This window comes from Burkholderia pseudomultivorans (genome assembly GCF_001718415.1).
Lineage (GTDB): Bacteria > Pseudomonadota > Gammaproteobacteria > Burkholderiales > Burkholderiaceae > Burkholderia > Burkholderia pseudomultivorans_A.
This window is the reverse complement of record NZ_CP013378.1, coordinates 1,979,107-2,001,179: the sequence shown is the minus strand read 5'-3', so window position 1 is coordinate 2,001,179 and position 22,073 is coordinate 1,979,107. Positions and strand designations below refer to the sequence as shown.

The 22,073-nt window shown below is 66.2% G+C and carries 26 protein-coding genes, 1 tRNA gene and 1 riboswitch; of the genes, 16 read left to right on the top strand and 11 right to left on the bottom strand.

What is annotated here, in order from left to right; genetic code table 11:
* Window positions 1-37: 37 nt before the first annotated feature.
* Entirely contained in the window at window positions 38-829 is a 792-nt protein-coding gene (locus WS57_RS21530; protein WP_009690910.1) for an IclR family transcriptional regulator, read from the bottom strand.
* A 75-nt stretch (window positions 830-904) separates the two neighbouring features.
* Between WS57_RS21530 and WS57_RS21525 the strand changes: the two genes are divergently transcribed.
* On the top strand, window positions 905-2,092 hold the full coding sequence (locus WS57_RS21525) for an acyl-CoA dehydrogenase (RefSeq protein WP_040126726.1): 1,188 nt from the start codon (window positions 905-907) through the stop codon (window positions 2,090-2,092).
* Between the two features lie 138 nt (window positions 2,093-2,230).
* Here the strand turns inward: WS57_RS21525 and WS57_RS21520 are convergent, their stop codons facing one another.
* On the bottom strand, window positions 2,231-2,869 hold the full coding sequence (locus tag WS57_RS21520) for a peroxiredoxin (protein WP_009690912.1): 639 nt from the start codon (window positions 2,867-2,869) through the stop codon (window positions 2,231-2,233).
* 318 nt (window positions 2,870-3,187) lie between these two features.
* Here WS57_RS21520 and WS57_RS21515 point away from each other — a divergent pair, with 318 nt between their 5' ends.
* The 3 genes from WS57_RS21515 (at window position 3,188) to WS57_RS21505 (ending at window position 4,490) form a co-directional block, all read left to right on the top strand.
* Window positions 3,188-3,490, top strand: a complete 303-nt coding sequence (locus WS57_RS21515) for a DUF883 family protein (protein ID WP_009690913.1) — start codon at window positions 3,188-3,190, stop codon at window positions 3,488-3,490.
* Between the two features lie 120 nt (window positions 3,491-3,610).
* Complete coding sequence (locus WS57_RS21510) at window positions 3,611-4,000, top strand: phage holin family protein (RefSeq protein WP_040126725.1); 390 nt, start codon at window positions 3,611-3,613, stop codon at window positions 3,998-4,000.
* 43 nt (window positions 4,001-4,043) lie between these two features.
* On the top strand, window positions 4,044-4,490 hold the full coding sequence (locus tag WS57_RS21505; protein ID WP_009690915.1) for a DUF3318 domain-containing protein: 447 nt from the start codon (window positions 4,044-4,046) through the stop codon (window positions 4,488-4,490).
* Between the two features lie 103 nt (window positions 4,491-4,593).
* On the opposite strand, the gene WS57_RS21500 is transcribed toward WS57_RS21505, so the two are convergent.
* From WS57_RS21500 to glyA, 7 genes are all read right to left on the bottom strand, one after another.
* Window positions 4,594-5,022 carry a type IV pilin protein gene (locus WS57_RS21500; protein WP_059519399.1) on the bottom strand — a complete coding sequence of 143 codons (429 nt, stop codon included), beginning with the start codon at window positions 5,020-5,022 and terminating at the stop codon, window positions 4,594-4,596.
* Window positions 5,023-5,037: 15 nt separating this feature from the next.
* Window positions 5,038-5,496, bottom strand: coding sequence for a pilus assembly protein (locus WS57_RS21495; protein ID WP_059519407.1), 459 nt, complete (start codon window positions 5,494-5,496; stop codon window positions 5,038-5,040).
* Window positions 5,497-5,672: 176 nt separating this feature from the next.
* On the bottom strand, window positions 5,673-6,494 hold the full coding sequence (locus WS57_RS21490) for a PilW family protein (protein WP_069244812.1): 822 nt from the start codon (window positions 6,492-6,494) through the stop codon (window positions 5,673-5,675).
* Entirely contained in the window at window positions 6,484-6,894 is a 411-nt protein-coding gene (locus WS57_RS21485; protein ID WP_069245462.1) for a type IV pilus modification PilV family protein, read from the bottom strand. Before WS57_RS21485 ends, WS57_RS21490 begins: the two co-directional genes overlap by 11 nt.
* Window positions 6,891-7,454, bottom strand: coding sequence for a GspH/FimT family pseudopilin (locus tag WS57_RS21480; RefSeq protein ID WP_069244811.1), 564 nt, complete (start codon window positions 7,452-7,454; stop codon window positions 6,891-6,893). The genes WS57_RS21485 and WS57_RS21480 overlap by 4 nt, the downstream gene beginning before the upstream one ends.
* Before the next feature lie 151 nt (window positions 7,455-7,605).
* Window positions 7,606-8,085: a transcriptional regulator NrdR gene (nrdR, locus tag WS57_RS21475; RefSeq protein WP_006417067.1), complete on the bottom strand. Its 480-nt coding sequence runs from the start codon at window positions 8,083-8,085 to the stop codon at window positions 7,606-7,608.
* A gap of 6 nt (window positions 8,086-8,091) precedes the next feature.
* A complete protein-coding gene (gene glyA, locus WS57_RS21470) occupies window positions 8,092-9,339 on the bottom strand; it encodes a serine hydroxymethyltransferase (protein WP_040126719.1) in 1,248 nt (415 codons plus the stop codon).
* Window positions 9,340-9,476: 137 nt separating this feature from the next.
* A riboswitch (ZMP/ZTP riboswitch) is annotated at window positions 9,477-9,577 on the bottom strand.
* Window positions 9,578-9,757: 180 nt separating this feature from the next.
* Between glyA and WS57_RS21465 the strand changes: the two genes are divergently transcribed.
* The 9 genes from WS57_RS21465 (at window position 9,758) to WS57_RS21425 (ending at window position 16,308) form a co-directional block, all read left to right on the top strand.
* Window positions 9,758-10,504, top strand: coding sequence for an SDR family NAD(P)-dependent oxidoreductase (locus WS57_RS21465; RefSeq protein WP_009692363.1), 747 nt, complete (start codon window positions 9,758-9,760; stop codon window positions 10,502-10,504).
* Between the two features lie 98 nt (window positions 10,505-10,602).
* Window positions 10,603-11,088, top strand: a complete 486-nt coding sequence (gene ybgC, locus WS57_RS21460) for a tol-pal system-associated acyl-CoA thioesterase (protein WP_009692362.1) — start codon at window positions 10,603-10,605, stop codon at window positions 11,086-11,088.
* Window positions 11,089-11,254: 166 nt separating this feature from the next.
* The gene (tolQ, locus tag WS57_RS21455) at window positions 11,255-11,932 is read left to right on the top strand and encodes a protein TolQ (protein ID WP_006484959.1); all 678 of its coding nucleotides are present in this window, start codon (window positions 11,255-11,257) and stop codon (window positions 11,930-11,932) included.
* Between the two features lie 10 nt (window positions 11,933-11,942).
* The gene (gene tolR, locus WS57_RS21450) at window positions 11,943-12,392 is read left to right on the top strand and encodes a protein TolR (RefSeq protein ID WP_006401570.1); all 450 of its coding nucleotides are present in this window, start codon (window positions 11,943-11,945) and stop codon (window positions 12,390-12,392) included.
* On the top strand, window positions 12,389-13,459 hold the full coding sequence (gene tolA / locus WS57_RS21445; protein ID WP_059603874.1) for a cell envelope integrity protein TolA: 1,071 nt from the start codon (window positions 12,389-12,391) through the stop codon (window positions 13,457-13,459). Before tolR ends, tolA begins: the two co-directional genes overlap by 4 nt.
* 121 nt (window positions 13,460-13,580) lie before the next feature.
* Complete coding sequence (gene tolB / locus WS57_RS21440) at window positions 13,581-14,876, top strand: Tol-Pal system beta propeller repeat protein TolB (protein ID WP_009692358.1); 1,296 nt, start codon at window positions 13,581-13,583, stop codon at window positions 14,874-14,876.
* A 17-nt stretch (window positions 14,877-14,893) separates the two neighbouring features.
* Window positions 14,894-15,406, top strand: coding sequence for a peptidoglycan-associated lipoprotein Pal (gene pal / locus WS57_RS21435; RefSeq protein ID WP_040126715.1), 513 nt, complete (start codon window positions 14,894-14,896; stop codon window positions 15,404-15,406).
* Window positions 15,407-15,425: 19 nt separating this feature from the next.
* The gene (gene ybgF / locus WS57_RS21430; protein WP_009692356.1) at window positions 15,426-16,175 is read left to right on the top strand and encodes a tol-pal system protein YbgF; all 750 of its coding nucleotides are present in this window, start codon (window positions 15,426-15,428) and stop codon (window positions 16,173-16,175) included.
* Window positions 16,176-16,232: 57 nt separating this feature from the next.
* Window positions 16,233-16,308 (top strand) — tRNA-Lys (locus WS57_RS21425).
* A 186-nt stretch (window positions 16,309-16,494) separates the two neighbouring features.
* Here the strand turns inward: WS57_RS21425 and yiaA are convergent.
* Complete coding sequence (yiaA, locus tag WS57_RS21420) at window positions 16,495-16,938, bottom strand: inner membrane protein YiaA (RefSeq protein WP_009692355.1); 444 nt, start codon at window positions 16,936-16,938, stop codon at window positions 16,495-16,497.
* A gap of 328 nt (window positions 16,939-17,266) precedes the next feature.
* Between yiaA and WS57_RS21415 the strand changes: the two genes are divergently transcribed.
* Window positions 17,267-19,141, top strand: a complete 1,875-nt coding sequence (locus WS57_RS21415) for a TadG family pilus assembly protein (protein WP_081337654.1) — start codon at window positions 17,267-17,269, stop codon at window positions 19,139-19,141.
* Window positions 19,142-19,232: 91 nt separating this feature from the next.
* On the opposite strand, the gene WS57_RS21410 is transcribed toward WS57_RS21415, so the two are convergent.
* A complete protein-coding gene (locus WS57_RS21410; protein ID WP_059512927.1) occupies window positions 19,233-20,174 on the bottom strand; it encodes a cupin domain-containing protein in 942 nt (313 codons plus the stop codon).
* 128 nt (window positions 20,175-20,302) lie between these two features.
* Between WS57_RS21410 and WS57_RS21405 the strand changes: the two genes are divergently transcribed.
* Window positions 20,303-20,632 (top strand): carboxymuconolactone decarboxylase family protein, encoded by a 330-nt coding sequence (locus WS57_RS21405; RefSeq protein WP_009692351.1) that lies wholly within the window; start codon window positions 20,303-20,305, stop codon window positions 20,630-20,632.
* A 99-nt stretch (window positions 20,633-20,731) separates the two neighbouring features.
* On the top strand, window positions 20,732-21,565 hold the full coding sequence (locus WS57_RS21400; RefSeq protein WP_059481496.1) for a class II glutamine amidotransferase: 834 nt from the start codon (window positions 20,732-20,734) through the stop codon (window positions 21,563-21,565).
* Window positions 21,566-22,073 lie beyond the last annotated feature (508 nt).

Here is a 22,073-nt window from a genome sequence, read left to right as displayed (position 1 = left end):
TATGCGAGGCGTCAGATGCGCAGCGCGGCCGTCGCGCTCAGGCCGTCTGCCCGAGCCGCTGCGCGAGCGCCTTCAATTTTGGCCCGACCAGCGTGCGGAACACGTCGTCGTCCATCGACGACGCCGGGCCGCTGCAGCTCAGGATCAGCCAGCGCCCTTCGCGCGGCTCGCGAAACGGCACGGCCGCCGCGTTGACGTCCGCGTGCCACGCGCGGAACGAATAGCAGCAGCCGCTCGCCGGAAACTCGGCCACCGCCTGCTGCGCAGCGGCGACGAGCGCATCGGCGTCGGCCGCGCCGCCGGCCGCCCGGTGCAATTCCGCATAGAGCGCGCGCCGGACATCCTCCGGCTGCACGGCCAGGTACGCGCGCCCCATCGAACTCGTCAGCATCGACAGCCGCGAGCCGGGCGCGAGCCCGAGCGTCAGCGCGGTCTCGCTGCGAATCGTCTCCAGATAGATCATGTCGAGGCCGTCGCGGCAGCCGAGCGACACGGCCGCGCCGATCTCGCGCGCGAGCGCCTGCATGTGCGGTCGCGCGAGGTCGAGCGTGCCGGAGCCCGACAGCAGCGCGTAGCCGAGCGACAGCACGCCGGCGTCCAGCGCATACTTTCCGAGCGTCTCGTCGTAGCGCAGATAGCCCAGCACGGTCAGCGTATAGGCGAGCCGGTTCACCGTCGCCTTCGGCAAACCCGTGCGCTGCGCGAAATCGCGGTTGCCGAGCATCGTCTCGCCGGGCCGGAATGCGCGCAGCAGGTCGAGCCCGCGCGCAAGCGCGACCACGAACTTGCGTTCGTCGATTGGGGTTTCGTCGATGGTTGAAAGCGTCATCTGATGCTACACTGGGATCAATTTGCAAAACATTGTTCCGCAGAGCGGAACTACAGTCAAGTGAGGAGATCATCGATGAGCGCTGCAACTTTTCATTGGGACGATCCGCTGCTGCTCGACCAGCAACTGACCGAAGAAGAGCGGATGGTGCGCGACGCCGCGCACGCGTACGCGCAGGACAAGCTCGCGCCGCGCGTGACCGAGGCGTTCCGCCACGAGCGCACCGATGCGGAAATCTTCCGCGAGATGGGCGAGCTCGGCCTGCTCGGCCCGACGATTCCCGAGCAGTACGGCGGCCCCGGCCTCAACTACGTGAGCTACGGCCTGATCGCGCGCGAAGTCGAGCGCGTCGATTCCGGCTACCGCTCGATGATGTCGGTGCAGTCGTCGCTCGTGATGGTGCCGATCTTCGAATTCGGCTCGGACGCGCAGAAACAGAAATATCTGCCGAAGCTCGCGACCGGCGAGTGGATCGGCTGCTTCGGGCTGACCGAGCCGAACCACGGCTCCGATCCGGGCAGCATGGTCACGCGCGCGAAGAAAGTGGCCGGCGGCTACTCGCTGTCCGGCGCGAAGATGTGGATCACCAACTCGCCGATCGCCGACGTGTTCGTCGTGTGGGCGAAACTCGAGGAAGACGGCAAGGACACGATCCGCGGCTTCATCCTCGAGAAGGGCTGGAAGGGCCTGTCGGCGCCGGCGATCCACGGCAAGGTCGGGCTGCGCGCGTCGATCACCGGCGAGATCGTGCTCGACGAGGTGTTCGTGCCCGACGAGAACCTGATGCCGAACGTGAGCGGCCTGCGCGGCCCATTCACGTGCCTGAACTCGGCGCGCTACGGGATTGCATGGGGCGCGCTCGGCGCCGCCGAGTCGTGCTGGCACACCGCGCGCCAGTACGTGCTCGACCGCAAGCAGTTCGGCCGGCCGCTCGCCGCGAACCAGCTGATCCAGAAGAAGCTCGCCGACATGCAGACCGAGATCACGCTCGGCCTGCAGGGCGTGTTGCGACTCGGCCGGATGAAGGACGAAGGCACGGCGGCCGTCGAGATCACGTCGATCATGAAGCGCAATTCGTGCGGCAAGGCGCTCGACATCGCGCGGCTCGCGCGCGACATGCTCGGCGGCAACGGCATCTCGGACGAATTCGGCGTCGCGCGTCACCTCGTGAACCTCGAGGTGGTCAACACGTACGAAGGCACGCACGACATCCACGCGCTGATTCTCGGCCGCGCGCAGACCGGCATCCAGGCTTTCTTCTGATCGTTCCGACGTGGCGGCGGCCGCCGCCACGCATGCACCGCAAAGAAACGGCCCGCCCGGCATGACTGCCGGGCGGGCCGTTGTTTCATCGACCTTCGCGCATCGGGCCCAAGGCCGCGATCGCGCGACGCACGCCGCTTACTTGTTCGGCTGCGGCGTGAGGCGCAGGTACGGACGCACCGCGTTGAAGCCCTTCGGGAAGCGCTGCTTCAGTTCCTCCGGATCCTGCAGCGACGGCACGATCACGACATCGTCGCCATCCTTCCAGTTGCCGGGCGTCGCGACCTTGTAGTTGTCGGTGAGCTGCAGCGAGTCGATCACGCGCAGCACTTCGTCGAAGTTGCGCCCCGTGCTGGCCGGGTAGGTGATGATGAGCCGCACCTTCTTGTTCGGATCGATCACGAACAGCGAGCGCACCGTCAGCGTTTCGTTCGCGTTCGGGTGGATCATGTCATACAGTTGCGAGACCTTGCGATCCGCATCGGCGATGATCGGGAAACCGACGACCGTCGACTGCGTTTCGTTGATGTCGTTGATCCAGCCCTTGTGCGAATCGACGCCGTCGACCGACAGCGCGATCACCTTCACGTTGCGCTTCTCGAATTCGCCCTTCAGCTTCGCGGTCAGCCCGAGTTCCGTCGTGCACACCGGCGTGTAGTCGGCCGGATGGGAGAACAGCACGCCCCAGCTGTTGCCGAGCCACTCGTGAAACTTGATCGGGCCCAGGCTCGATTCCTGCTCGAAATCCGGTGCGATGTCGCCAAGACGCAGACTCATGGTGTTCCCTCCTCGAACGATACTGGTTGAAACCGCGCGCGGTCGGCGCGGGACAGTCCATCAGCTTAAGGGAAGCCATGCGCGATGCGAACGATTATTACGTTTGATATTCATGCTTTTTTGTCATTTTTGCCCGGTGCCGGGCGAGGATGACCGGTCGCGCATGAAACTTTTTGCGCCGTTTGCCGCTCTGTCGAAGATTACAAGTCGTTTACTATGCAGTCTGGCAACGCACCCCGTGCGTCTTCCCGGCTCGCCAGCAGGCAGGCGTTTCGCTACGATGTGAACCTGCAGCATGACAGCATGAAGGGAGTTGCAATGTCGGAAATCAACAAGGAGAAACTGATGTCGGATATCAAAACCGTTCTCGCGGACGCCGAAGACCTGCTCAAGCAAGCCGCGAGCAGCACGGGCGACCGTGCGGCCGAGCTGCGCGAAAAAGCCATGTCGCGCCTGAAGCAGGCCAAGGAAAAGGCAGCCGACGTCCAGGTCGTCGTGGTCGAGAAAGGCAAGAAGGCCGCGCGCGCGACCGACGACTACGTGCATGAGCATCCGTGGACGTCGATCGGCGTCGCTGCGGGCGTCGGCGTGCTGATCGGTCTGCTGATCAACCGCAAGTAACGCGCGCCTGGCGCCGTTCCGCCCCCGCGCCGCTACCCGCGGCTGCGGGCGCCGAAGCCGGCCGGCGGTTCGCCGCCGGCGGCTTTGTCCTAGCCGCTCACTGGCGCAAGCCACTCATCCATGACGACAGACACCCACTCGCAGCCGTCCGGCCAGGGACCGCTGCGCCGCCTCGTCGGCTCGGCGATCGGCCTCCTGCAAACCCGCCTCGAACTGGTGGGCATCGAGCTGGCCGAGGAGAAGGAACGCCTGATGGGCGTGCTGTTCCTCGGGCTCGCCGCGATGATGCTCGCGACGATGGCGCTGATCAGCCTGACCGTGCTGATCGCGATCGCGTTCTGGGACACCTATCGCTGGCAGGCGCTCGCCGCAATCACCGCGCTCTATGCGCTGGGCGGCATCGCGTGCGCGCTGAAGGCACGCTCGGGCCTGCGCGATGCGCCGACCGTGTTCGAGGCGACCCTCGCCGAGCTCGAGAAAGACCGCGAACTGTTCCGCGGCAAGCCATGAACGCGATCGCGTTCGTCCCTCTCACTCACTTCGCCGACGCGCCATGAGCCAGAACGCCACGGGCAATGCACCCCGCCCCCCTTCGTCGCGATCGAACTGGAGCGCGTCGCAGCATCGCGCGCTCCGCAAGGAATTGCTGATCCTGCGATCCGAGGTCGAACGACTCGAACTGGCGGAAGCCGCCGCCGAGATGCGCCACGCGGTCACGCGCTTCAGCTGGCTCAAGGTGTTCATCCCCGGCCTGTCCGGCGGCAAGTTCAGCCAGTCCGCGAAGACGCTGAACGCGAGCCTCGGCAATCTCGTCAACCAGTATCCGATGCTGAGCTCGCTCGCCTCGCTCGTGCTGGCGAAACCGGTTCGCTCGCTGCTGCGCGCCAGCGCCGGCCCCGCGCTGAAGTGGGGCTCGCTCGGGTTCGCCGCATGGGAGGTCTACCGGATCTGGAAACAATCGCGCGACGAGCGCGGCAGCGACGCCGCCATCGGCGAATGACGCGCTAAGCGGCCGCCACGGCCGCAGTGGCCGCAACGCAGCGCAGGCGGTGACGCGCGCTGGCCGCGCGCGGCAGTATGCGCTTCATTCGCTTCGCGGGCGGTCAGCGTACGCCCCAGCAAGCCGGATTCCACGCATCGTTGCCGTCGTGCCGCGCATTGCTTTTTGTCCCGTCCGAATGCAGCGTGAACGCGCCGCACAGGTCGTCGCGCATGGGTCCGGTGTCGAGCGGGATCGCTTCGAGTTCGTACGCCATCGGCGCATCGTCGCCGGCCGGCGGCCGCCGCGTCACGCGATAGACCGGCCGCCCGTCCGGCGGCGCATGCGCGAGCGCATCGGGCAGCGTTGCCGGCGGCACGCCGTCGAGCGTCTCGAGATACTGGGCCGCGCGATACAGCGCCGATACCGCCGATGCCCGATGGACCCGCGCGACATGCTCGCGATACGACGGAATCCCCCATCCGGCCAAGGCGGCGACGATCGCGAGCACGATCATCAGCTCGAGCAACGTGAATCCTGACGGTCGCACCATGCCCCCCTCCCCTTGTCAGTGCAATGCCGCTACGCGCCGCCAGCGTTGCGCGACGATGCGGCCGTCACGAATCGCAACCTGGCTCTGCAGCCAGACGACGCTCGACCCGTGCGTGCCGACGCCGCGCGCCGTGACGAGGTACGCACGGGCGTCATCCGGCCCCGCGCCGCGCCACGCTTCGATCAGGCATCGCGGCGGCTGCACGGCCGGCGGCCAGTCGGCGAACGGCGCGAATGCCTCGGCGAGCGTCAGCGCAGGCTCGTGCCGCCACGCATCCGGTTCGGCATGCGCGTCGCGTTCGGGCAGGTAACTTGCCGAACCGCGCAACAAGCGCGCGGTGCATGCAGCCAGCGCGGCGTCGGCCGCATGAAACGCGATCAACCGGTCCGACAGCGCTCGCGTGCGGCGCGACTCCGTCAGCGCCGATTCGAACCATGTGCCCGTCAGCGCGGCGACGGCCGCGCCGACCGCGATCACGGCCGGCAGTGCAAAGCCGGTGTCGCCGCGTCCACTGCCGCGAGGTGGGTGAGACCGTGTGAACCGGGCGCGATGCCCCGCAGCGGGATCTTCCGGTGCAGGTGGTTTATCGCCATTCGTCGTTGCGCTTTCCCGGCGCAGGCACTGCGCCGTCACGCGCTTTCCGCCGCCCTTCATCGCAACACCTCGTGTGCATGATGCGTCTCGCCGAATCCGATCGTCGCGTTCCTCAACGCGACGACGCGATGCAGCGCCAGACGCGCACGGCCATCCCGTGCGACCATTTCGCGCTCGTCGCAGTCGACGTACCGGGCCGGCGCGCGCATCGGCTCGCCGCGCGCCTGCACGCAGACCTGCACGGCCACGACGTCGTGCCAGTCGGCGGCCCGCATCGCGTCCGCGCGCACGAAGCGCGCGTCGCCGCGCCGCAGATAGCGCACGCGCAACTGCTCGATGCCCGCCACCACGGGCTGCGGCCCGCCCGGACGGCCGCTGCCCTCGCAATACAGTTCGGGTTCGCCCGTCGACGGACTGATGTGCGCATCGAAGCGATTCACGACGAGCGGCCGTTCGCCCGGCGCGCCGACGCCCTGCCCCAGGCAATCCGATACCTGCGCAGTCGCCGTCGGCCACGTCGACACCGCATCGCCGACATACCGGACCAGCAGCGCATCGGAATCCGTTCGCAGCGGATCGCACCGCACCTGCGCGCCGTCGCCGCGAATACGCGCGGCCGAGCAGCCGAATACCGGCGGCAATGCTGTCGGCGCACCGGCGTCGAGCGGCCGGAATCCCGCCATCTGAAGCTGCTGGCCGATCAGCAACAGCGCGGTGCCCGCCGCATCGCGCATCCGGAAATCATCGTCCGCGCGCCGCTGCGCGACCCGCTGCGTGTGGTACGCGGCGCCTGCAGCCGCGAGCACGAGCAGACCGACGGTCATGGCGATCAGCACCTCGAGCAGCGTATGGGCGCGCATGCGGCGCTTAGTGCGCATCGGCGTGACCCTCCCGAAACGGAAGCCGCACGCAGGCAGGCGGCTCCTTCGATATGCGCGCGTCGCCGCAACGCGACGAAGCCGCCGCTTCGCCGCCGTGCCAGCCGACGACGACGAATCGCATGCCGGCCGCTCCCGCATCGAGCGTCATCGCACCGCCGGGCAGCGAGGCCGCCGCCAACGCCGCCAGGCCGTCCTCGACGCCCGGCGCAGCGTGCATGCGCTCGATGCGCGCATCGGCCAGCCAGAGCGCGCGCTCGCGCCAGATCGTCGCCCGCTGCGCTTGCGTCATCGCGAGCTGACTGCCGGCCACCGCGAGCATCACGATCGCCAGCAGCGCAATGGCCAGCGTCGCTTCGAGCAGCGACGTGCCGCGCGACGCATGGCGCACCGTCATCATGCCGCGTCGCAACGGCCGGTCGCGACGCGCGCGCGACCGCCCGCCGCAATCCGTACGCAGCGGGACACGCGTGCATCGTCGACGCCCGGCATGTCGCGCCGCGGACGCAATTCGAAACGCCGGATTCCGCCGATCGCCTGCCCTGCCGGCGGCACGAAGGCGAGATCGTGCGCGGCACCCGCGACCGCGATGTCGGGATCGCGCGGATAGCGCCGCAGCACGCGCGATTGCCCGTCGAACTGCCCGCTGACGACCCAGTCGCACGACCACTCGGACTCGCCGCACCGCTGGCCGGGACCAAGGCACGTGCCGTCATGCGCGGCGCGACACAGCGTGACGCGCACGCCCAGACGCGTCGCCTCGGCACGCGCAAACGACAGCGCGCCGAGCAAGGCGCGCGAGCGCGCATCGACGCGTTCGCGCATGCGCCACTGATCGAACGCGGGCGCCGCGTAGAGCGCAAGCCCGACCGTCAGCGCGATCGCGACCATCAGCTCGACGAGCGTGAAGCCGCCGAACCGACGTCCGGTCGTGTTTCCAGTCAGTCTGCAACGCGCCATTGCCGTGCTCCGCGAACGTGATGCGGCGACTGTAACGACGCGAGCGCATGCATGCCTATATGCCGAACGGCCGACTGGCGACAGACGCTCGCGACCGACACAATCGGCGCGAACTGAACCACGGGAGCAGGCGATGAACGAACGCAGCGCGTCAGCGCTTACGCGGGGGCTTGGCGGGTGAAGCGCGACGGAATTCCTCGATCACGTCGGCAAATTCGGAGACGTCCTCGAACCGGCGATACACCGATGCGAAGCGGACATAGGCGATCGTATCGAGGCCGCGCAACTCGTTCATCACGAGTTCGCCGAGCTTCTCGCTACGCACTTCGCGCTCGCCGGTCGCGAGCAGTTGATATTCGATACGGGCGACCGCCGCGTCGATCGCGTCGGCAGCAACCGGCCGCTTGCGCAGCGCGAGTTGCATGCTGGCGACGATCTTGCGACGGTCGAATTCGGTGCGGCTGCCGTCCTTCTTCACGACGGCCGGCAGGTTCAACTCGACCCGCTCGTACGTCGTGAAGCGCTTGTCGCAAGCCGAGCAGCGACGGCGCCGGCGAATCGCGGCGCCATCCTCGGACACGCGGGAGTCAACGACCTGCGTGTCTTCGTGCCGGCAGAACGGGCAGCGCATCGTCGATCAGCGATAGACCGGGAAACGCTTGGTCAGCTCGGCGACCTGCGCACGCACGCGCTCGATCGTCGCGGCGTCTTCCGGATTGTCGAGCACGTCGGCGATCAGGTTGCCCACCTGCTCGGCTTCCGCCGGGCCGAAGCCGCGCGTCGTCATCGCCGGCGAACCCAGACGGATCCCGCTCGTCACGAACGGCTTTTCCGGATCGTTCGGGATCGCGTTCTTGTTCACCGTGATGTGCGCCGCACCCAGTGCCGCTTCCGCCGCCTTGCCGGTGATGTTCTTTGCGCGCAGGTCCACCAGCATCACGTGGCTTTCGGTGCGCCCCGACACGATCCGCAAGCCGCGCTTGACCAGCGTCTCGGCCAGCACGCGCGCGTTCTCGACCACCTTCTGCTGGTATGCCTTGAACTCCGGCGACAGCGCTTCCTTGAACGCCACCGCCTTCGCCGCGATCACGTGCATCAGCGGGCCGCCCTGGATGCCCGGGAAGATCGCCGAGTTGATCGGCTTCTCGTACTCGGCCTTCATCAGGATCACGCCGCCGCGCGGGCCGCGCAGGCTCTTGTGCGTCGTCGTCGTCACGAAGTCGGCGTGCGGCACCGGGTTCGGATACACGCCCGCGGCGATCAGGCCCGCGTAGTGCGCCATGTCGACCATCAGGTACGCGCCGACCGACTTCGCGATCTTCGCCAGACGCTCGAAATCGATCTTCAGCGCGAACGCCGACGCGCCCGCGACGATCAGCTTCGGCTTGTGCTCGTTGGCCAGCTTCTCGGCCGCGTCGTAGTCGATGTCCTCGTTCTCGTTCAGCCCGTAGCTGACGACGTTGAACCACTTGCCCGACATGTTCACCGGCGAGCCGTGCGTCAGGTGACCGCCGTGCGCGAGGCTCATGCCCATGATCGTGTCGCCCGGCTTGAGCATCGCGAAGAACACGCCCTGGTTCGCCTGCGAGCCGGAGTTCGGCTGCACGTTCGCGGCTTCCGCGCCGAACAGCTGCTTCACGCGGTCGATCGCGAGCTGCTCGACGACGTCGACGTATTCGCAGCCGCCGTAGTAGCGCTTGCCCGGATAGCCTTCCGCGTACTTGTTCGTGAGTTGCGAGCCCTGGGCGGCCATCACGGCCGGGCTCGTGTAGTTTTCCGACGCGATCAGCTCGATGTGATCTTCCTGGCGGCGGTTTTCCTGTTCGATCGCGGCAAAGACTTCGGGATCGACGTTCGCAATGGTGCTTTGGGCTCTGTCAAACATACGGTTTCCGTTAAGTGTGTACAGGTTGACCGGGGTGGCCGAGTACAGGGCGCTGCTGGCGGGACCAGCTCGACGTGGCGGAAGAATCCGGGTGACGCGAGGCAGGACAGCCACCGGCGATGCACGCGACGGCGCACAACGGCTGCCCAGGCGAACGGCAAAAACGGCGCCCTGCGCTTCACGGTGGGATGCTCCACCTTGAACCCGAAGGGTTCTATCGCCAGTCACGCAGGGGTGATGAGCGCGTTAGTGTATTGGATGCGTCATGAATAGGCAACCGCGCGCCGGCGTCCCCGGCACAATCAGGGCCAGATTGCACATGCGCGCGCCGCATTGCTTCGGCGCCTTGCCGCGGTGCGGCAATCTCAGTAGGCTTGCGGGATACTACCCGCCATTTCATTACCGACCAGGAGCACCCATGATCGTGTTCGTCACAGGCGCGTCCGCCGGCTTCGGCGCCGCCATCGCCCGGGCTTTCGTCAAAGGCGGCCACCGCGTGGTCGCCACCGCCCGCCGCAAGGACCGCCTCGACGCGCTCGCCGCCGAACTCGGCGACGCACTGCTGCCGTTCGAACTCGACGTGCGCGACCGCGCCGCCGTGGAAGCCGTGCCGGCCGCCCTCCCCGCCGAATTCGCGGCGCTCGACGTGCTCGTCAACAACGCCGGTCTCGCGCTCGGCGTCGAGCCGGCGCACAAGGCCAGCCTCGACGAATGGCGCACGATGATCGACACGAACTGCGCGGGCCTCGTCACGGTCACGCATGCGCTGCTGCCCGGCATGGTCGAGCGCGGCCGCGGCCACATCTTCAATCTCGGTTCGGTGGCGGGGTCGTACCCGTACGCGGGCGGGAACGTCTACGGCGCGACCAAGGCTTTCGTCAGGCAATTCAGCCTGAACCTGCGCGCCGACCTGCTCGGCACGCCGCTGCGCGTCACCGACATCGAGCCGGGCCTGTGCGGCGGCACCGAATTCTCGAACGTCCGCTATCGCGGCGACGATGCGAAGGCGGCCAGCGTCTACACGAACGTGCATCCGCTGATGCCCGAGGACATCGCCGACACGATCTACTGGATCGCGACGCGTCCGGCGCACGTCAACATCAACACGATCGAGCTGATGCCGATCGCGCAGGCACCCGGCGGCCCGACCGTCCACCGAGGCTGAACGCCCGCGGGCCGGCCACAGGCCGGCCCGCGAAGTGCTACCGGATACTACATTCCGTTACGAATCGGTTACGAATCGGGTCATCCGGTTCCGGTAGAATGCGCGCCATGACTCAGCCTACCCGCTCCCCGGAAACGCCCGCCGGCTTTATCTGGCCGGTTCGCGTGTACTACGAGGATACCGACGCAGGCGGCATCGTCTTCTATGCCAACTACCTGAAGTTCTTCGAGCGTGCCCGCACCGAGTGGCTGCGCGCGTGCGGCATCGACCAGCGTCGGCTCGCCGACGACACGGGCGCGCTGTTCATCGTCCGCAGCACGTCGCTCGACTACCGCGCACCGGCGCGACTCGACGACATGCTGACGATCACGAGCCGGCCCGGACGCATCGGCCGCGCGTCGGTGGAATTCACCCAGGAAGCCTGGCGTGGCGACACGCTGCTCGTCGCCGGACAGATCCGTATCGGCTGCGTCGACCGGACCGGCATCCGGCCCGCGGCGATCCCGCCGGCCGTACTCGACGCACTGCACCGCGGGCCCGTCCTCGACGCCGGGCCCACTGCATTGTCAACGAAGCTCGCATGAGCCCCGTTTAGACTGAGCCTATGAACTTGCCTTCCTGAATCGATACTAAGCAAGGCTCGATGTCAGGCGCGGCAGGCGCATCCCGGCCGGCCCGTCGGCCGACGCGTTACACCGCACGCATACCGGGCGCCCGCGGGCACCCCGAAGGGACGTTACTCAAACCTCTATGAACACTTCTCAAGACCTGTCGATCATTTCCCTCGTCCTCAACGCGAGCGTGCTGGCCCAGGCCGTGATGGGGCTGCTGCTGCTGCTGTCGCTGATGTCGTGGACCTTCATCTTCCGCAAGTGGTTTGCGATCCGCCGCGCACGCGCCCAGACCGAACGCTTCGAGAAGGACTTCTGGTCGGGCGGCGACCTGCAGGCGCTGTACCAGAGCGCGGCCAACAACCGCCACACGATCGGCGCGCTCGAACGGATCTTCGAATCGGGGATGCGCGAATTCCTGAAGGCGAAAGAAAAGCGCCTCAGCGACCCGGGCCTCGTGCTCGATGGCGCACGCCGCGCGATGCGCGCGTCGTTCCAGCGCGAGATGGACGTGCTCGAGGCGAACCTCGCGTTCCTCGCGTCGGTCGGTTCGGTCAGCCCGTACATCGGTCTGTTCGGCACCGTGTGGGGGATCATGAACTCGTTCCGCGGCCTCGCGAACGTGCAGCAGGCCACGCTCGCGAACGTCGCGCCGGGCATCGCCGAAGCGCTGGTCGCCACCGCGATCGGCCTGTTCGCCGCGATTCCGGCGGTGGTCGCATACAACCGCTACGCACACGACATCGATCGCCTCGCGATCCGCTTCGAGACCTTCATCGAGGAGTTCTCGAACATCCTGCAGCGTCAGGCCCAGTAAGGAGCGCGTCATGGCAGGCACTCCCATTCGATCCAGCATGCGCGGCGGCCGCTCGCGCCGCGCGATGGCCGACATCAACGTCGTGCCGTACATCGACGTGATGCTGGTGCTGCTCGTGATCTTCATGGTCACGGCACCGCTCGTCGCGCCGTCGATCATCAACCTGCCGACCGTCGGCAACGCCGCGCCGCAGGAGCAGACGCCGCCCGTCGTCGTCAACATCAAGGCCGACCGCACGATGAGCGTCAAGTACAAGGGCGACTCCGGCGCGACGCAGGAAGACACGATGACCAAGGCCGAGCTCGACAGCTTCATCTCGGCCCGCCAGGCCGATCACCCTGACCAGCCGGTCGTGATCGCAGCCGACAAGACCGTGCAGTACGATGCAGTCATGACCGTGATGTCGGATCTGAAGGCGCGCGGCGTCAAGCGCGTCGGCCTCCTCGTCAAATCGCAATGAACCGGCAGCAATCCACGCGCAGCAACGCCTACCCGCCTCAGCCCCCGCGCGAGCGCGGCACCTGGCGCGCGTTCGCGCTCGCCGCGCTGATGCACGTGCTGCTCGCGCTGTTCCTCTATCACGGCGTGCAATGGCAGAACAGCACGCCGGCCGGCGCCGAAGCCGAGCTGTGGACCGAGGTGCCCGACGTCGCCGCGCCGCGGCCGGTCGTCACGCCGACACCGCCCGCCCGGGTCGCGCCCCCCGCTCCCCCGGTCCGGGACGAGCAGGCCGACATCGCGCTGCAGCAGAAGAAGCGGCAGCAGGAAGCGGCCGCGCGCGAAGCGCTGCTCGAGCAGCAGCGTCGCGCGCAGCAACTGAAGGCCGAGCAGCAGGAAGAAGCCCGCCGCGCGCAACTCGCGGCCCAGCAGGCCGCCGCGCTCGCCGCGCAGAAGGCGGCCGAGCGCGAAAAGCAGAAGCAGGCCGAGAAGCTCAAGCAGCAACAGCTGGCCGAGCAGCAGAAACTCGAACAGCAGAAGCTCGAACAACAGAAACTCCAGCAGCAGAAGCAGGCCCAGCTCGAAGCACAGCAGGCAGCGAAGGCCAAGGCCGACGCGGCCGCGAAAGCCAAGGCGGAAGCCGCGGCCAAGGCGAAGGCCGAAGCGAGCGCCCGCGCGAAGGCCGACGCGGCGGCGAAGGCGAAGCTCGACCGCGAACGCAATGCGCGTCTCGCGCAGATGCAGGGTCTGGCCGGCGCCGGCGAAGGCGGCGGCGAGGGTCTCGCGCGAAGCGGCACGGGCTCGGGCGCCGGCGGCAATGCCGCCTCGCCCGGCTATCCGGACAAGGTGCGCCGTCGCGTGAAGCCGAATATCGTGTGGGGTGGGGAGCGCGCCGGCCTGACGACCGTCGTCGCGATCCGCTGCACGCCGTCGGGCGACGTGCTGAGCGTGTCGATCCGCCGTTCGAGCGGAAATTCGGGGTGGGATCAAGCCGTGGTCAATGCGATCCAGGCCTCGGTCCCGTTGCCGCCCGATTCTAACGGTCGTACCCCACCGGACATTACGATTACCTTCAAGGCGGCGGAGTGAACGGAAATGCGCTTACACTCCGGCCGTCGCTGTCCGACAGGAACGCATTCGGGAACGAATCGGGTATTTTTACTGTCTCTGCGGTTGCGCAGCGATCCATGTCATACGGGAAGCAAGAAGCATGAGTTTGATGACGAAGCTAGGTTTCAGGGCACTCGTGGCCTCCTGCCTGATTGCGGCGGGCAGCGCCGCTAACGCCCAGGTCAACGTGCTGATCACCGGCGTCGGTTCGACCCAGTTCCCCATTGCCACCGCGAACTTCGCGAACGAGGCGGGCCTGCCGCAGCAGGTCACGTCGATCGTCCGCGCCGATCTGGCTCGCAGCGGCAAATTCACCAACATCGACGCGGGCAGCACGCCCGTGCCCGAAACCGCCTCGGTCGACCTCGGCGCGTGGAAGGCCAAGGGCGCGAACGCGTTCGTCGCGGGCAGCGTGAACCGTGAGGGGAACGGCCAGTACAAGGTCAACTTCATCCTGTACGACACCGTGAAGCAGCAGAGCCTCGGCGGCCTGTCGCTGACGGCTAACGACAGCACGCTGCGCACGGCCGGCCACAAGATCGCCGACTACATCTACCAGAAGCTGCTCGGCGTGCGCGGCGTGTTCGCGACGCGCCTGTCGTACGTGATCAAGAGCGGCAACCGCTACCAGCTGCAGATTTCCGACTCGGACGGCCAGAACGCGCGCATCGCACTGTCGAGCACCGAGCCGATCATCTCGCCGTCGTGGTCGCCGAGCGGCACGAAGGTCGCGTATGTATCGTTCGAGCGCAAGAAGCCGATCGTCTACATCCACGACCTGCCGACGGGCCACCGCTACATCGTGTCCGACCAGAAGGGCAACAACAGCGCGCCGGCATGGTCGCCGGACGGCAACACGCTCGCGGTCGCGCTGTCGCTGACGGGCAACACGCAGATCTACACGGTCAATTCGACGGGCGGCGGCCTGCGCCGCCTGACGCAGAGCAGCTCGATCGACACCGAGCCGTACTACTCGCCGGACGGCCGCTGGATCTACTTCACGAGCGATCGCGGCGGCGCGCCGCAGATCTACCGGATGCCCGCGCAGGGCGAAAGCGCAGGCGCGGCGCAACGCGTGACATTCACCGGCAGCTACAACACGAGCCCGCGCGTGAGCCCGGACGGCAAGCTGCTCGCTTACATCTCCCGCACGGGCGGGGGCTTCAAGCTGTACGTTCAGGATTTGCAAACCGGCGCGGCGAACGCCATCACGAATACCAATCGCGACGAATCGCCGAGCTTCGCGGCAAATGGCCAGTACATTCTGTACGCTACCCAGTCGGGTGGTCGCAACGTTCTGGCAGCAGTGCCCTCCGACGGCAGCGCGCCGCCGCAAATCCTGTCCGTCCAGGGCGGCTCGGTTCGTGAGCCGTCGTGGGGGCCCTTCATGCAATGACCACAAGGAGAGTAACCATGATGTCGAACAAAGCTCGTCTGGCCCTGGCCGTGATGATGATCAGCGCGCTCGCCGCGTGTAAGTCGGGTGTGAAGCTCGACGACAAGGCCAACAACGCAGGTGCGGTCAGCACGCAGCCGAGCGCCGACAATGTCGCGCAAGTGAACGTCGATCCGCTGAACGATCCGAACAGCCCGCTCGCGAAGCGCAGCATCTACTTCGACTTCGACAGCTATTCGGTGAAGGACGAGTACCAGCCGCTGCTGCAGCAACACGCGCAGTACCTGAAGAGCCACCCGCAGCGCCATGTGCTGATCCAGGGCAACACCGACGAACGCGGCACGAGCGAGTACAACCTCGCGCTGGGCCAGAAGCGTGCGGAAGCGGTCCGTCGCGCGATGTCGCTGCTCGGCGTGAACGATTCGCAGATGGAAGCGGTGAGCCTCGGCAAGGAAAAGCCGCAGGCAACGGGTCACGACGAAGCGTCGTGGGCGCAGAACCGCCGCGCCGATCTCGTCTATCAACAGTAAGTAACGGAAGAATCGCCGTATGACGCACCGTGTATCCTGGCTGCGCGTAACCGCAGCGTTCTGCGTCGTCGGCGCGGCGTGGTCGGCCGCGCCGGCGCACGCCGGCATGTTCGACGACAACGAGGCGCGCCGCGCCGTGCTCGATCTGCGCAGCAAGAGCGACAACCTGTCCAGCCAGTTGTCGGCCGCCCAGCGTACGATCCTCGATCAATCCGCCCGCCTCGACCAGCTGAACCAGCAGGTCGCGACGCTGCGCGGCGAGAACGAGGACCTGACGAACCGGCTGACGACGCTCGAGCGGCAGCAGAAGGAGTACTACCAGGATCTCGACACGCGGCTCAAGAAGTTCGAGCCGCAGCAGGCGACGATCGACGGCGTCGAAGGTACCGTGCAGCCGGGTGAAACGGATGCGCTCAGCGCGGCACAGCAGCAGTTCCGCAACGGCAACTTCAAGGCGGCTGCGGCATCTTTCCGCAGTTTCATCGCGAAGTATCCGCAGAGCCCGTACCAGCCGACCGCGCAGTACTGGCTCGGCAATGCGCAATACGCGCTGCGCGACTACCGCGGCTCGACGGCGACGTGGCAGGCGATCGTCAGCAAGTATCCGCAGCATCCGCGTGCGGCCGACGCGCTCGTGGCGATCGGCACGAACCAGCTCGAACAAGGCCAGAAAGCGGCCGCGAAGAAGACGTTCGAGCAGGTCGTTTCCCAGTACGCGGGATCGAATGCGGCGCAGACGGCGCAGGGCAAGCTCGAGACCATCAAGTAATTGTCGTGACGGGTTGTTGACAGCCAAGCAATCCGTCGCTATAATCTTTTGCTCTTTGGGTCGTTAGCTCAGTTGGTAGAGCAGCGGACTTTTAATCCGTTGGTCACAGGTTCAAGTCCTGTACGGCCTACCAAAGATTCAAGGGCCTGGCAGCGATGCCGGGCCCTTTTTATTTGCCGCGCGCAAACCGCATTGCGACTGCGCGGCGATCCATGCACGTCAGTAGCGGTCGAGACACCGCGACGATGGAGTGCATCGCCCCTTCCCCGCGCCCCGTCGTCGCGAAACGGGCGACCTCGTCCGCGCCCGCGGCGTGCCGTCACTCCTGAACGGGCGGCACGGAATCGATATCGATCGCGCGCGGCTTCGCGCCTTGCAGGTCACGCGTGTTCTTCTGTACGGTCACGGCACCGAACAGCGCGAGCACGAACGACATCGCATAGAAACCCTTCTCGCTGAGCTGCAGCGTCGCATTGAACAGGCCGACGACCAGCAGCGCGATCGCCAGCAGCAGCGCGACCCAGCTCAGTCCGTAGTAGATGCCCGTGACGGGAATGCCTTCCGCGCGGTCGCGCACGCTCTTCTGCAGCGAGATCGCCGCATACAGCCCGAACGCCAGCACGGTGAAGTAGTAGCCCTTCTCGTTGAGCTGCATGCCGGCATTCCAGAGGCCGATCAGGAATGCGGCAAAACCGGCGATCAACGCGGCCCACGATGCGGCGACGAAAGCGAACGACGGTTGCTGGATGGTGGTTTGATTCATTGCTTTGCCCTCTCTTTTTTGTCGGTATCTCGTCCCGGCCGGAACACGTTTCGCGCATGTTAGCAGCTTTAACGCGCCGCAAGACGAATCGGCGCGCGAATACACGCCGACGCATTTCTCCTCCCTACAAACCGACGCTGCTTTCTAATTTCCTGTGTTCTAATGCGATTCGCGCTGAGCACGGTTCACCTGCCAATTGTTAAAACCGATTCACGCCTGGCACGGAGAGCGCAACGCGCGAGGAAAGGTGTGCGCGCCACCAACAATAGAAAAGAAATTGGGGATTCTGTTATCTCGGCAATGAACCGCCGATAACAGCTACGACGTTATGAAAAATCACGAACAACAACGCGTACGGGGAAAATCGGGGCGCACGAATCATGCAATACGGCGTGTAGCGTCCCGGCATCATCAGCAAGGCTCGCTCGCCATAACGGGCGCAATTGTTCTGTCGGTGGCCGTGATCCTGCTACTCGGCGCGATCTATCTCGGCATCGCCTATTCGCAGCGACGCCAGCTCCAGGCCGCGGCCGACATGGCCGCCCTTTCCGCCGTCCAGCAAATCAATTCGGATCCGGGCTGCACCGGCATTGCGCTATCCACCGCGAACGCGGTCGCGCAGGTGAACGGCTATGCGGCGACGAATCCCGCGCCGGTTGTCCAGTGCGGCTACTGGCAGCCTTCGTCCCAGCCCGGCGGCAGTTTCAGTCAAACCGTCCCGGCAGGCTCGCAGGCCAATGCCGTGTCGGTGACATTGAGCGCGCCGATTTCGTATTTCGGCGGGATGGATATGGTTCACGCGACGGCACGCAATCTCGTGCAGGACACGTTCTCGCTGTCGTCGACACTGGCGACGCTGAATGGCGGCATTCTGAATCAATTGCTGAATGGATTGCTCGGCGGCATTTTCGGCGGACAGAAATTCAATCTGGTGCTCAAGCTCGGGGACTATCAGAATCTTGCCGCCGTGGGCCTCAACGTGCTCGATATCGCGGCAGCCATCAATGCCGGTTCGGTGAACGGCGCACTGAACACCGATGTGACGCTGGCCCAGTTGATTCAGGCCGAGATTGCCGCGGCCATGAAAGAAGGCGTCGCAGACGTCAACCTCAACGTTTTGCGTGCCATTCTTGCGAAGATCGGCGTGAACGGCGGTCCGACGCTGCAACTGGGGAATCTCCTCGGCCTGTCGACCGCCAATGGCGCGCAAGCGGTCGATGCGAGCATCAGCGCGCTGAGCTTGCTGACCACGGCACTGGAAACGGCCTATGTCTCCGCGAACGGCGTGTCGATCGCCAACGGGACAAATTTCCTCAAGGTTCCCCTGGCGATCCACATTCCGTCGAACCCGCTGCTGACAGCCAACGTCTCGGCGTACATTCAGCTTATCCAGCCGCCGACGATCGCAAGCGGCCCGCCCGGAAAGAACGCGTCGGGTCAGTACTACACCTTTGCCACTTCGGCAGTCGGCAAGGTTTTTCTGACCGTTCAGCTCAGCCTGCTCAGTTTTGGCGGCGGCTCTGCGCTGCAGGTCAACCTGCCGATCTGGCTGTTTGTCGGGCCAAGCACCGCGGGCCTGGCCGCGGTGAACTGCACGGCCGCCAACCGGTCGGCCACGATCGACGTCAGGCCGGGCGTGCTCGGCCTGTATATCGGCGGATCGATGAGCTCGCCGCCGAACTTCAATGCAGGAACGGGAGCGGTCACCTCGGGTGGCGCATCCGCGCCGATCATTCAGGTATTGAATCTCATCCCGGGCCTGCCCCCGCTGCTGTCCGTCTCCGCCGGCGGATCGAACGGCTTGAGCGTACCGCTGACGAGCCAGGCCCAGACGCTGCAGTTTTCCTATCCGATGTCGAGCAATCCGTCTTCGTGGACGCCGAACGGCGGCAGCAGCCCACCTTACAGCCAGACGGCTTCGACGAACCTGATCGCGTCGACGGGAAGCCTGCTGCAGACGGTGCTGACACAGTTGTCGAACCCGAACAACCTCGACGTGTCGGTTGCAGGGCTCCATCTCACCGTCGTGTCGGAGATCGTCGCGGCGGTGTCGCCGATCTTGACGGGCATTCTCGCCCCGGTATTCGTCGTGCTGAACTCCCTCGTCACGCCGCTTCTGCAGCTGCTCGGGTTGCAGGTCGGCAGCGCGACGGTACAGAACTTCCCGCAGGCGATTACCTGCAGTCCGTCGCTGGTGCAGTAATCCGGTCGCGAGCGTGCCCTGCTTCGGCGGGCACGTTCTCTGAGGTTCGAGCTGCGTCGCTGCGCGGCCCGACGAATCGGCGCTTGCCGCGTTACGACGCTCGCTGCGCGCGCCGCCAGCGCCCCGGCGTCGTGCCGAGCACGGCGCGAAACGCCTTGCCGAACGCAGCCTCGGATTGATAGCCGACCGCCTGGCCGATTTCGGCCTGGCCGCGCTGCGTGTCCTGCAGCAATGCGCACGCATGCATCATGCGGATCTGCGCGACGAACGCGCCGACGCTCATGCCGGCCTTCTCGCGAAAATGCCGCGCATAGGTCGCGCGCGACATCGCCGCAGCTTCGCCGAGCGACTCCACCGTCCACGGTTTCGCCGGTGCCTGCAGCACGGCCTGGACCGACGGGCCGAGCCGCGCGTCGGCCGCGAGCGCGAGCCAGCCGGACGGCATCCGCGTGTCGCGCCCGTACGCGCGCAGCGCATACGCGAGTAGCGCCTGCCCGAGCGCATTCACGATCGCGCGTGCGCCCGGCTGCGCGTTCGACGCCTCGCCGCGCAGCACGCTCGTCAGCAGTTGCAGCGGCGCGAGCCCCGACGCGTCGCTCAAGCCGACGTGCAACACCGGCGGCAGCATGCGCATCAGCAGCCCGCCCGCGCCGCGCGCATAGACGAAGCGTCCGCACAGCAGATCGACGCTCGCGCGCTCCGGTTCGGCAAGATTCGAGCGGACCGGCAGCACCGCACCGCCGGCACTCGTCGGCTCGCGCAGCGGCATGGCTGCCCGCGATCGAACGGCGGCGGCATCGAGCAGGTCGTGCGCATCGCCGCCCGGCAGCAGTACGAAGTCGCCCTCGGCGAGCTGCAGCATGCGCCCGTCCGCGGTACGCAGCCGGCAGCTTCCCGCCAGCAGCAGATGAAACGCCGCCTCGCCCGGTGGCAGCGGCGCGTGCGGCATCGCGAACGCGCCGTCGAGCAGGCAGCGCAGGTCGAGTTCGACATGACTGCGGCCCAGCGACAGCAGCTGACTCAAGGCATCCATGAGACGATCGCGCTAAAAATTGACACTGTAGCGTATCGAAACCCTCAGCGCGAACGATCAGAATGAGTCCTGCATCGCCCGAGACCGCGGCCCAGGCCGCGCCCCCTCTCTTCCTGAAAGGACCCATCATGCTGAACTGGAACGAATACCGGAAGGAACTCTCGACCCGCATCGGCGAACTGTCGAAGCTGTCGCCCGACACGCTGGCCGGCTACAAGGCGCTGTCCGGCGCCGGCGCGAAGACCGGCCATCTCGATGCGAAGACGCGCGAGCTGATCGCGCTCGCCGTGGCCGTCACGACGCGCTGCGACGGCTGTATCGCGGTGCACACGGCCGAAGCGGCCAAGCATGGGGCCACCCGCGAAGAAGTGGCGGAAGCGCTCGGCGTGGCCGTCGCGCTGAATGCGGGCGCGGCGCTTGTTTATTCGGCGCGTGTGATGGATGCGATGGGGGACTGACGAGCAACGCCGGCGCGTCGCCGGCATCGACGCGACGCGCCGGCGGTACGCCGAACTCGGCTACCATGCGCTACACGATTCATCGCGAAGGAGCGCGTCATGTGCCGCTGGCTCGCCTATACGGGCAATCCGATCCATCTCGAAACCGTGCTGTTCCGCGCGAAGCATTCGCTGATCGACCAGAGCCTGCATTCCGAACTCGGCGCGACGACCACCAACGGCGACGGCTTCGGGCTCGGCTGGTACGGGCACCCCGACGAGCTGCCGTTTCGCTATCGTTCCGTGCATCCGGCCTGGAACGACCGCAACCTGCGCGAAGCCGCGCGCGCGATTCGTTCTCGAATGTTCATCGCGCATATCCGCGCGGCGACCGACACGCCGGTACAGGAAACCAACTGTCATCCGTTTCGTCACGGCCGCTGGCTGTTCGCGCACAACGGGCTGATCCGCGACTTCCACAAGCTGCGCCGCGACCTGACGATGAAGGTCGATCCCGCGCTGTTTCCGACGCTCGAAGGCTCGACCGATTCCGAGCTGATGTTCCGCCTCGCCTTGACATACGGGCTCGAGCAGGCGCCGCTGCCCGCGCTCGAGCGGATGGCTGGCGTGGTCGAGGAAACGGCCGCGCGGCATCGTGTGGCGCAACCGCTGAACATGACGATCTGCGCGACCGACGGCGAACGGATCATCGCGGTGCGCTATTCGAGCGAGCGGCAATCGCGCTCGCTGTTTCACAGCACGTCGTTCAAGCACCTGCACGAGTTGTATCCGCACAATCCGCGCATCGCGGAGGCCGGCGATGACGCGTTCATGGTGGTGTCGGAGCCGCTCGTCGATCTGCGCGGCGCGTGGGAGGAAATCCCGGAAAGTACGGCGATCGTCGCGCAGGGGGCGGATGTGCAGCAGCGGGGGTTTACGCCGCGGCATAGATGACACGTCGACGCACTGCGACCGCGGTCATACACACAGCTCGATACGAAGTCGGAATATGTACGACCGATAGAAAACCGCAGGCACTTTAACGGGTTTCCATGACCGATATGGCGACACGCAATCGTTTGCAAATATCGTCGAAGACGAATCAGGCGGCATGCACGGAAAATTAGGGAAATAACGAACTTCAGCGATTTTTCAGTCGGCACTTATGGCCGCCCCGCTAATCGGCAACTCATTCGCGAGTCCCGTCGTACTTTTCCATACGGCGGTTTCAGCGCTGTCCAACGCCGCGGCCCCCCGCGCGCGCGCCGCCCGTCAGCGGCGAATCGCCGCGGCGCCCGTACGTTCCCGAACGCCCCGGAATACAGAATTAATACTCTTTCGCGATGGATTCAACGCCCGCACAGCCTTTGCCGACAAGGATCCCGCCTCGACGGACCCGCAAGGAAAATGTCAGAAACGCCAACTCGATTCGTCGTTTCTTGATATTCTTCGCACTGCCTCG

What these genes read in the sequence shown, in the direction of transcription:
- WS57_RS21465 (WP_009692363.1), top strand. Translation starts at nt 9,758, where the DNA reads ATGATCGTGTTCGTCACAGGCGCGTCCGCCGGCTTCGGCGCCGCCATC.
- nrdR (WP_006417067.1), bottom strand. Translation starts at nt 8,085, where the DNA reads ATGCGCTGCCCGTTCTGCCGGCACGAAGACACGCAGGTCGTTGACTCC.
- ybgC (WP_009692362.1), top strand. Translation starts at nt 10,603, where the DNA reads ATGCGCGCCATGACTCAGCCTACCCGCTCCCCGGAAACGCCCGCCGGC.
- WS57_RS21520 (WP_009690912.1), bottom strand. Translation starts at nt 2,869, where the DNA reads ATGAGTCTGCGTCTTGGCGACATCGCACCGGATTTCGAGCAGGAATCG.
- WS57_RS21485 (WP_069245462.1), bottom strand. Translation starts at nt 6,894, where the DNA reads ATGATGACGGTGCGCCATGCGTCGCGCGGCACGTCGCTGCTCGAAGCG.
- tolQ (WP_006484959.1), top strand. Translation starts at nt 11,255, where the DNA reads ATGAACACTTCTCAAGACCTGTCGATCATTTCCCTCGTCCTCAACGCG.
- tolB (WP_009692358.1), top strand. Translation starts at nt 13,581, where the DNA reads ATGAGTTTGATGACGAAGCTAGGTTTCAGGGCACTCGTGGCCTCCTGC.
- WS57_RS21515 (WP_009690913.1), top strand. Translation starts at nt 3,188, where the DNA reads ATGTCGGAAATCAACAAGGAGAAACTGATGTCGGATATCAAAACCGTT.
- WS57_RS21410 (WP_059512927.1), bottom strand. Translation starts at nt 20,174, where the DNA reads ATGGATGCCTTGAGTCAGCTGCTGTCGCTGGGCCGCAGTCATGTCGAA.
- WS57_RS21525 (WP_040126726.1), top strand. Translation starts at nt 905, where the DNA reads ATGAGCGCTGCAACTTTTCATTGGGACGATCCGCTGCTGCTCGACCAG.
- pal (WP_040126715.1), top strand. Translation starts at nt 14,894, where the DNA reads ATGATGTCGAACAAAGCTCGTCTGGCCCTGGCCGTGATGATGATCAGC.
- WS57_RS21505 (WP_009690915.1), top strand. Translation starts at nt 4,044, where the DNA reads ATGAGCCAGAACGCCACGGGCAATGCACCCCGCCCCCCTTCGTCGCGA.
- WS57_RS21530 (WP_009690910.1), bottom strand. Translation starts at nt 829, where the DNA reads ATGACGCTTTCAACCATCGACGAAACCCCAATCGACGAACGCAAGTTC.
- WS57_RS21490 (WP_069244812.1), bottom strand. Translation starts at nt 6,494, where the DNA reads ATGCGCACTAAGCGCCGCATGCGCGCCCATACGCTGCTCGAGGTGCTG.
- ybgF (WP_009692356.1), top strand. Translation starts at nt 15,426, where the DNA reads ATGACGCACCGTGTATCCTGGCTGCGCGTAACCGCAGCGTTCTGCGTC.
- WS57_RS21405 (WP_009692351.1), top strand. Translation starts at nt 20,303, where the DNA reads ATGCTGAACTGGAACGAATACCGGAAGGAACTCTCGACCCGCATCGGC.
- WS57_RS21480 (WP_069244811.1), bottom strand. Translation starts at nt 7,454, where the DNA reads ATGGCGCGTTGCAGACTGACTGGAAACACGACCGGACGTCGGTTCGGC.
- WS57_RS21500 (WP_059519399.1), bottom strand. Translation starts at nt 5,022, where the DNA reads ATGGTGCGACCGTCAGGATTCACGTTGCTCGAGCTGATGATCGTGCTC.
- WS57_RS21400 (WP_059481496.1), top strand. Translation starts at nt 20,732, where the DNA reads ATGTGCCGCTGGCTCGCCTATACGGGCAATCCGATCCATCTCGAAACC.
- WS57_RS21510 (WP_040126725.1), top strand. Translation starts at nt 3,611, where the DNA reads ATGACGACAGACACCCACTCGCAGCCGTCCGGCCAGGGACCGCTGCGC.
- WS57_RS21415 (WP_081337654.1), top strand. Translation starts at nt 17,267, where the DNA reads ATGAAAAATCACGAACAACAACGCGTACGGGGAAAATCGGGGCGCACG.
- yiaA (WP_009692355.1), bottom strand. Translation starts at nt 16,938, where the DNA reads ATGAATCAAACCACCATCCAGCAACCGTCGTTCGCTTTCGTCGCCGCA.
- tolA (WP_059603874.1), top strand. Translation starts at nt 12,389, where the DNA reads ATGAACCGGCAGCAATCCACGCGCAGCAACGCCTACCCGCCTCAGCCC.
- glyA (WP_040126719.1), bottom strand. Translation starts at nt 9,339, where the DNA reads ATGTTTGACAGAGCCCAAAGCACCATTGCGAACGTCGATCCCGAAGTC.
- tolR (WP_006401570.1), top strand. Translation starts at nt 11,943, where the DNA reads ATGGCAGGCACTCCCATTCGATCCAGCATGCGCGGCGGCCGCTCGCGC.